Here is a 6,623-nt window from a genome sequence, read left to right as displayed (position 1 = left end):
AAAAGAACTCTTGGAACGAGAGGGATAGCTCGGTCAGTTTTCGTTGGCTACTAAAAGCAACGATAAGTCGAGAAGCCCCCACTTCAAGGTTTTAAGTGGTGGGTAGTTCACAATAAGAGGCCTCCCGCGTCGTCTGCTGGTCAAAATTATACTGTATGTCGTCGCAGGCTTTGCGTTTTTTATCATTAGAGAGATCAATGGCTATACTCTATTGGCAGGAACGGTCGGCGCGGCTTCGGCCCTGATCTTCTATTTCGGAACCTATGCCTCCAGGCAGAGTCCTTTTTTTAAGTATATGTTTGCTATCGGTTTGCCGCTGCTGTTTCTCCTTCTGGGGAATATCGATTTTACTAAAAAAGCGGATTGGAAGGAAGAACGGACGGATTCGGGCTACACGGCGAGCTTTAGCTATTTTCATGGAAAGCACGAAGTTCCGGTGAGAGTAGAGGAAGGCCGAAGCATGACGTTCTCGGTTCAGTTCCAGCGGGAGAATAGGGGCGGCCACGGCTTCCATGTGCTGAACGAACATAATAAGCGCATGTCCATGGAAGAAACAGGCGGAGGGAAATTGAGGCTCACGGCACCGGAAACGGGCGTCTATAGAATTGTAGTAACGGGAGACGGATTAAGAGGCGGCTTTCAAGTCTTGTGGAGCGTGGAAGACGATTTTTAAAGGATAGAAAATACCCAAGCTATGAGCTTCAGTGATACTTGCGTTGGAAAAAGGAACGGATGTTTATCTGGATTAACTAAGGGGGAAATCAGGTTGAAAATTTATTGGTATTTCATTTGTGCCATTGCCGTTCTGGTTCTTTCGGGATGTACCCATAGTAATCCCGCCGCTTCTACTATCGAGGAAGTCATGAAACCAATAGCTTATAAGGAAATTGTCGCGACACAGGAGAGCCGGAACGGGGCGGTCGTTTTCTACGAAACCGAGCATGGACTGGACTCCGGCTTCACCTATAAAATGGATGGAGGATACAGAGATTTTTGTGGAGGGGGCAGTATCTCACTCACAGAAATGCCGAAAGTGGCCAGCTCTTATAATGAATGTGTTACGGAGGATAAAGGAAATACTGAACGGTTTCAGATGTTCTCGGGCGCTCTAACCGATGCGGATATTGAAGAACTCAAGGTTCAGTATAAAGCCGGAACCCGTTCGATCGAGCAGAAGGCGGAGATCATCGACACCGGAAAAGGCTATAAGGTTTGGTACATGATTCCGGAGGAAATTAGCCCGTATCATCTCGATTTGATCTCCTTGGAAGGCTACTCCAGTGAGGGCGAGAATATTTTCAAAGATTAAGGAGAGTGACGAAGAATGAACACGGATGAGAAAATCAGCCTGGCCAAATCATACGATGCAGACGCGCTGCGGCGGTCCCAATCGGAGGTTGCGGAGTGGAAGCAGACGGAGAGACGGCACTTTATGAACCTGCTGCAGACTGAACAGAGAAAAAACTTGCTGGAAATCGGGGCGGGAACGGGCAAGGATGCGGAGGTTTTCCTCAATGAGGGGTATCAAGTCACCTGCATTGATCTGTCCCCGGAAATGGTGAGGTTTTGTAAAGAGAAGGGGCTGAACGCCCATGTCATGGATTTCTATGAGCTGGCCTTTCCGGAGGGTGCTTTTGACGCGGTCTATGCTTTAAATTGTCTGCTGCATGTTCCCAATCATGAGATGGGGGATGTTCTATCCGGGATTAGGCGGGTTCTGAAGCCGGACGGAGTGTTCTTTCTCGGACTGTATGGGGGACAGGATTCCGAAGGCATTTGGGAGGAAGATTGGTGTGAGCCGAAGCGTTTCTTTGCCTTCCGCTCCGATGATATGATCCAAGACTTGGTTAAGCCCTATTTTCAATTGGAGTATTTTAATACGGTTCAACTTGGGGAGAGAAACCCGCACTTTCAATCTCTTATTCTCCGGAAAAAGAGCGAGTAATGCAGGATAGCAAGCAAGAAGAGCAGCAGGAACGGGGCTGCTCTATTTTTTCTATTTCAAGGGAGGATGCTGATATGGACGGAAAACAAATGGCCGGGGAAAAAGCGGTGGACTTTATCGAGGATGGAATGCTGCTTGGGCTTGGCACAGGCTCGACCGTGTACTGGACCCTCAAGAAACTGGGGGAGCGGGTCAAGGAAGGGCTGCGTGTTCAGGGCGTACCCACCTCCAGGCAAACGGAGGAGCTTGCCGCAGAATTCGGCATTCCGCTGCTTAACATCTCGCAAGCCCGGGAATTGGATTTAACGATAGACGGAGCGGATGAGGTGGACAGGCATTTCAATCTGATTAAAGGCGGGGGAGGGGCGCTGCTGCGGGAGAAAATGGTGGCCTCCATCTCGCGAAAGCTCATTATCGTTGTGGATGAGTCCAAAACGGTTCCCGTTCTGGGCAGATTTCCACTCCCGGTTGAAGTCGTTCCTTATGGCTGGGAGGTCACCCGCCGTCAAATTAGCGAGCTGGGCTGTACCCCTCAATTGCGCCTTCGGGACGAAGTCCCCTTCCTGACGGACAATGGAAACTATATATTGGACTGCCGTTTTGCAGCTATAGAGGAGCCGCAGGGATTAAGCCATCAGTTGAATTCCATTCCGGGGGTAGTGGAAAACGGGCTTTTTGTAAACCGGACGGATCTGGTGATTGTGGGCGGGGCAGACGGTGTTTCAATAAGGGTTTAAATCGTAACGAAACTTCATATCGTTAAATCGCTATTTTGAGCTTGTTTCGATTTCTAAAGAAACTGTGTATCGCTAATGTCGTTTTTCCGCCTCTTTTTATCGATTTTTTCGCTTATAGCGTTACTTAGTTTCGTTACAATTCCGCCGCGCCTGTTTCTGCTTAAATAAGGCCGCACAGTTTCGCTAGATTAATATTAGGAGGAAAATTTGAAGGTACTCCCCAGCCTTATGAAGGAGTATTCATGTCAAGCATCCTCCATTTATTTGTAAAACAGAAGATTTACATTTATGGTTCGTAGCTGCCTCAAAAAGCCGTAAGTTAAGAATCAGAAGGATCAGAAGGGAGGAAGTAACCATGAACGAGGAAACTTTCTTGGCGAATTGGAGAACCATTCTTGAGAATAGAGTGGAGGAAGTTATAAGCCGTTTCCGCCGGGTTCCGGGGGTTCGGGCCCTTATTCTGGGGGGCAGTCTGGGAAGAGGGGAGCCATGGCCGCTTTCCGATATTGATATTATTCCCATATATGATATTAATCATGGAGACGAGGCTAATGAGCGGATTAAAGAGCTGCGTACAGAATCGATTCGGGAGTGGGAGCAGGCCGGCTGGAGAACGGCTTTGGACGTAGGGTCCCTTTATTTTAATGTGGAGATGGTTTCGCGCGTCATTAATTCACGACCTTCCGATCTGGATTCCCTTCTGGATAACCTCTCTTGCTATCACTGTTTGGATAAAGCCTACCAATGCCGGGTATTAGTGGACCCTGACGGGTACGGAAGCGATTTGGTGCAATGGTTTAATGCCCACCGTTTCGCAGATCAAGTGGTTTCTCTAAGAAAGAGCAAGCTGGCCAGATCCTTCTCTATCAACTTAAGCCTGCTGGAAAAATCGATAACGGAACAAGAGCGCCTGACGGCGACTTTTTACCTTAATGAAGCTGTTGAGAATCTGCGCACTTATCTGTTGGAAAGCTGGGGAGAGCGGGATCATTCTTTCGCCCGTCTGGGAACCCGTTTCGAGAGGATAGCCCGTGCTAAACAGCAAGACCATCTGGCGGACAAAATCAATAAAGTAAGGTCACTGGATGATGAGTCCGTCCTTAACAGACTGAACGTCTCGCCCGATTGGATTAAAAACCGCCATCGCCTTTCCTATAGGTGCAGACGGTCCGTGGGAGAGGAGTTGACGGAAGTTCAGGATGCCCGCGACGTGCTAAGGGTCTTCGCCAGATACGAGATAAAAAATCTGTGGCACGGGACATCCGATGCTTATCCGGAATGGCTGGGAATTATGAGCAGCATAGAAGAAGCGCGGTACGGGTATGAGAGCTTACAGCGATTAGGTGATGAGGTATTGTCTTTATAGGCAGAGCATTTTTTCGTTGTCGGAATGATGTTAAACTCTTCTTCATCCTTGACATCCCCGCCTTTTTGCAAAGGCACGTCACGAGCTAGCCCTGCCTACATCCCTTTTCGGAGCTCCTCCCCTATTTTCCCGAGAGGTAATAAACCGCAAATAGTATAGCTGCCGAGGGCTATTCCCGGCATGGATTCGTTAGAATTTCTATCCTGGGGGAGGACTACCGTAAAAATTCGTCTATTTTCGTTTTCCGCAGGTGCCGTGCAGACGGAATGGCGCGTCTAACTGGATTTTATGCAGGTGCCGAGCAAACGGAATGGCGCATCTAACTGGATTTTATGCAGGTAAATTGAAGTGAATGGTGCAGAGTGGCTAGACTAGATGGAAAAACTCCATTTAGAATGGAGGATTTTTGCGGATATCCCTCTTTTCGCGGATAATAGATGGACTTTTTCCACTTAGTTTCCATTATTTCGCTCCAAAGGAGCAAACTAACTGGAGGAAATCCAGTTAGTTTTCATTTCAACCACAGACCGCAGTATCCTATCCCCTCGAAACTCCCAATGTTTAACGAGTTCAATGGCCTCGAGGACATTCTTTCTGCATTTTTCTATCAATTCATCACTATATTATATTTGCTAGCAGCTAAATAAAACTCTTCTTCATCCAAAACTCGAACGTCCTCGTCTTTTTGCAAATACACATCAAGCTCATAATCATAATATGCGACCTAAGATGATAAAAAAATAGTAAATTGTATATATGGTTAGTATATGCGGTAGTTGGCAGCTCGAGATGGATTGAGCATCATGCTTCCAGCTTTGAAATCGAGAAAATCCAAATACCGATTTTTAGAGAAGCGGTTTACCTTGTTTAGGAGGTTACAATCCATGAACGATAATCGCCGGCCACGTATCGGAATGCTGTGGGGGGATTTTCCCTGGACGTCTGCACCCCGGAAATTAGGAAAGCTGTGGAGTATGGGGAGAGTGGCACGGGATATCACTTATGCCTTGCGGCAAACCGCAGAGGTCGTCCCGTATTTACCGCCGGAGGATAAAACGGAGGAACGGGAAGAAATGAAGGCATTTCTGCACAGGATTGATCTTCTCTGGGCCGATGTCTATCCATCCAGCGCCCTGGCTCTGACTCTGCGCAAAGAATTGGGGCTGGGCATACCCGCCGTGCTGTTCGCCGGGGGAGCGATGCCGAAGGGTGCAGAGGCGATGCTCTTTCCCTGGAGGCAGCTTCTGCATGCGAAGGATGGCATTCTATTTACCTGCCGTGCGGATCAGCAGATTTGGAAACGCCTTGTGCAGTGGAGCCATTTGCAGGAATGGGTCATTCCGCTTAGTGTGGACCAGACGGTCTTCTACCCGCGTACGGCGGACGAACGGCAAGAAACGAGAAAGCAGCTCTCGATCCCGCCGGATGCCCCGGTTCTGCTCTATGTGGGTCGGTTAAACGTGCAGAAAAATCTGCATACCCTACTCCACCTGTTTGCCGCCGTGAAAGAACAGGTTCAGGATGCTTACCTTTGCATAGTGGGCGAGGAGGACGACATCGCGTTCGGAGAGTTTCGGGTTCGTAATACGGGCTATGTAGAATGGTTACGCGGGATTTCAGACAGCCTGCGAATCTCGGAAAGTGTGAGATGGGTAGGTCCCCGTTTCGGGGAAGAACTGGCGAAAATGTACTCCGCCGCAGATGTAGCCGTAAATATGGGGTTTTACCATCGCGAAAATTTCGGGCTGTCGCAAGCTGAGGCCGCTTCATGCGGACTGCCGGTCGTCTGTACCGCCTGGGGAGGCTTCAAGGATGTGGTTCGGCATGGGGAAACCGGTTATTTCGTCGATGCCGTGCTGACCAAAAACGGGATTAGAGCAGACTGGGCCTCCGGGGCCAAAGTCCTCGTTAATCTGCTTCGGCAGCGCAGCCTCCGTGAAGAAATGGGAAGGAGATCGACACAATTCGCGGAGATACATTTTAGTCTTGAAGCTCTAGCGAACAATTTGCGTGGAGTGGCGTGCGAAGTGTTACCGGGCATTACTTCGTGGGGAGAGGAGGGGGCTTACGCTCCCAGTGAATTTGCAGAACGGTATGAAGCCAACAAACGGGCATCCGGATGGTACGGGGCAGGCGAACTGCAGGGAATGAAGTGGCAGCCTCCAATGTTCCAGGGGAAAGATTATGAGCTGTACGAAACGCACATGGCCCCTTATTCCACACGTCTTGCGGAAGAATGGGGGATGGAATCGGTAACCTCCGAGCATATCCCTTATTTTGCGGCTTCCGTAACGCTAGATTCCGACCGGCTACTGATCTTAAATGAGGATCCGATCTGGCCGCATCGCCGATTTTTAACACAGCAGGAATGGGATATTGTCCGGCATATCGATGGTATCCGTACTTTAGAAGAGATAGTCCGGCAAGCGGGAACCGAATTCTCCTCCTGCGTTCATGTCGTGTGGAGCCTGTATTTGGAAGGGTTTGTCCTTTTTCTAAATAACTCAACTTTCGCACCTGAAATTCTTGCCTGATGCCAAGTATGACAAGGAGTTAACGGTATATTTCAGGTGGT

6 protein-coding genes and 1 pseudogene are annotated in these 6,623 nt (G+C 49.1%); 6 read left to right on the top strand and 1 reads right to left on the bottom strand.

The features are described 5' to 3' along the window. Window positions 1-211: 211 nt before the first annotated feature. The 5 genes from FS806_RS24775 (at window position 212) to FS806_RS24755 (ending at window position 4,048) form a co-directional block, all read left to right on the top strand. Window positions 212-673: a hypothetical protein gene (locus tag FS806_RS24775; protein ID WP_144941984.1), complete on the top strand. Its 462-nt coding sequence runs from the start codon at window positions 212-214 to the stop codon at window positions 671-673. Between the two features lie 93 nt (window positions 674-766). Further along, on the top strand, window positions 767-1,309 hold the full coding sequence (locus FS806_RS24770) for a hypothetical protein (protein WP_144941981.1): 543 nt from the start codon (window positions 767-769) through the stop codon (window positions 1,307-1,309). Window positions 1,310-1,324: 15 nt separating this feature from the next. Beyond that, window positions 1,325-1,945: a class I SAM-dependent methyltransferase gene (locus tag FS806_RS24765; protein WP_144941979.1), complete on the top strand. Its 621-nt coding sequence runs from the start codon at window positions 1,325-1,327 to the stop codon at window positions 1,943-1,945. Between the two features lie 74 nt (window positions 1,946-2,019). Further along, window positions 2,020-2,682: a ribose-5-phosphate isomerase RpiA gene (rpiA, locus tag FS806_RS24760; protein WP_144941977.1), complete on the top strand. Its 663-nt coding sequence runs from the start codon at window positions 2,020-2,022 to the stop codon at window positions 2,680-2,682. Window positions 2,683-3,037: 355 nt separating this feature from the next. Then, the gene (locus FS806_RS24755; protein WP_144941975.1) at window positions 3,038-4,048 is read left to right on the top strand and encodes a hypothetical protein; all 1,011 of its coding nucleotides are present in this window, start codon (window positions 3,038-3,040) and stop codon (window positions 4,046-4,048) included. Window positions 4,049-4,655: 607 nt separating this feature from the next. Here FS806_RS24755 and FS806_RS27245 read toward each other — a convergent pair. Continuing rightward, window positions 4,656-4,757: pseudogene (locus tag FS806_RS27245) on the bottom strand (hypothetical protein); the annotation flags it as partial. A 175-nt stretch (window positions 4,758-4,932) separates the two neighbouring features. On the opposite strand from FS806_RS27245, the gene FS806_RS24750 reads away from it, so the two are divergent. Further along, window positions 4,933-6,582 (top strand): glycosyltransferase family 4 protein, encoded by a 1,650-nt coding sequence (locus FS806_RS24750; RefSeq protein ID WP_186328531.1) that lies wholly within the window; start codon window positions 4,933-4,935, stop codon window positions 6,580-6,582. Window positions 6,583-6,623: the final 41 nt, after the last annotated feature.

The sequence above is a fragment of the Paenibacillus sp. 32O-W genome, assembly GCF_007679495.1.
Classification (GTDB): Bacteria; Bacillota; Bacilli; order Paenibacillales; family NBRC-103111; genus Paenibacillus_L; species Paenibacillus_L residui.
The sequence above is the reverse complement of the archived record's forward strand: the minus strand, read 5'-3'. Positions and strand labels throughout refer to the sequence as shown.

What these genes read in the sequence shown, in the direction of transcription:
- FS806_RS24765 (WP_144941979.1), top strand. Translation starts at nt 1,325, where the DNA reads ATGAACACGGATGAGAAAATCAGCCTGGCCAAATCATACGATGCAGAC.
- FS806_RS24755 (WP_144941975.1), top strand. Translation starts at nt 3,038, where the DNA reads ATGAACGAGGAAACTTTCTTGGCGAATTGGAGAACCATTCTTGAGAAT.
- FS806_RS24750 (WP_186328531.1), top strand. Translation starts at nt 4,933, where the DNA reads ATGAACGATAATCGCCGGCCACGTATCGGAATGCTGTGGGGGGATTTT.
- rpiA (WP_144941977.1), top strand. Translation starts at nt 2,020, where the DNA reads ATGGACGGAAAACAAATGGCCGGGGAAAAAGCGGTGGACTTTATCGAG.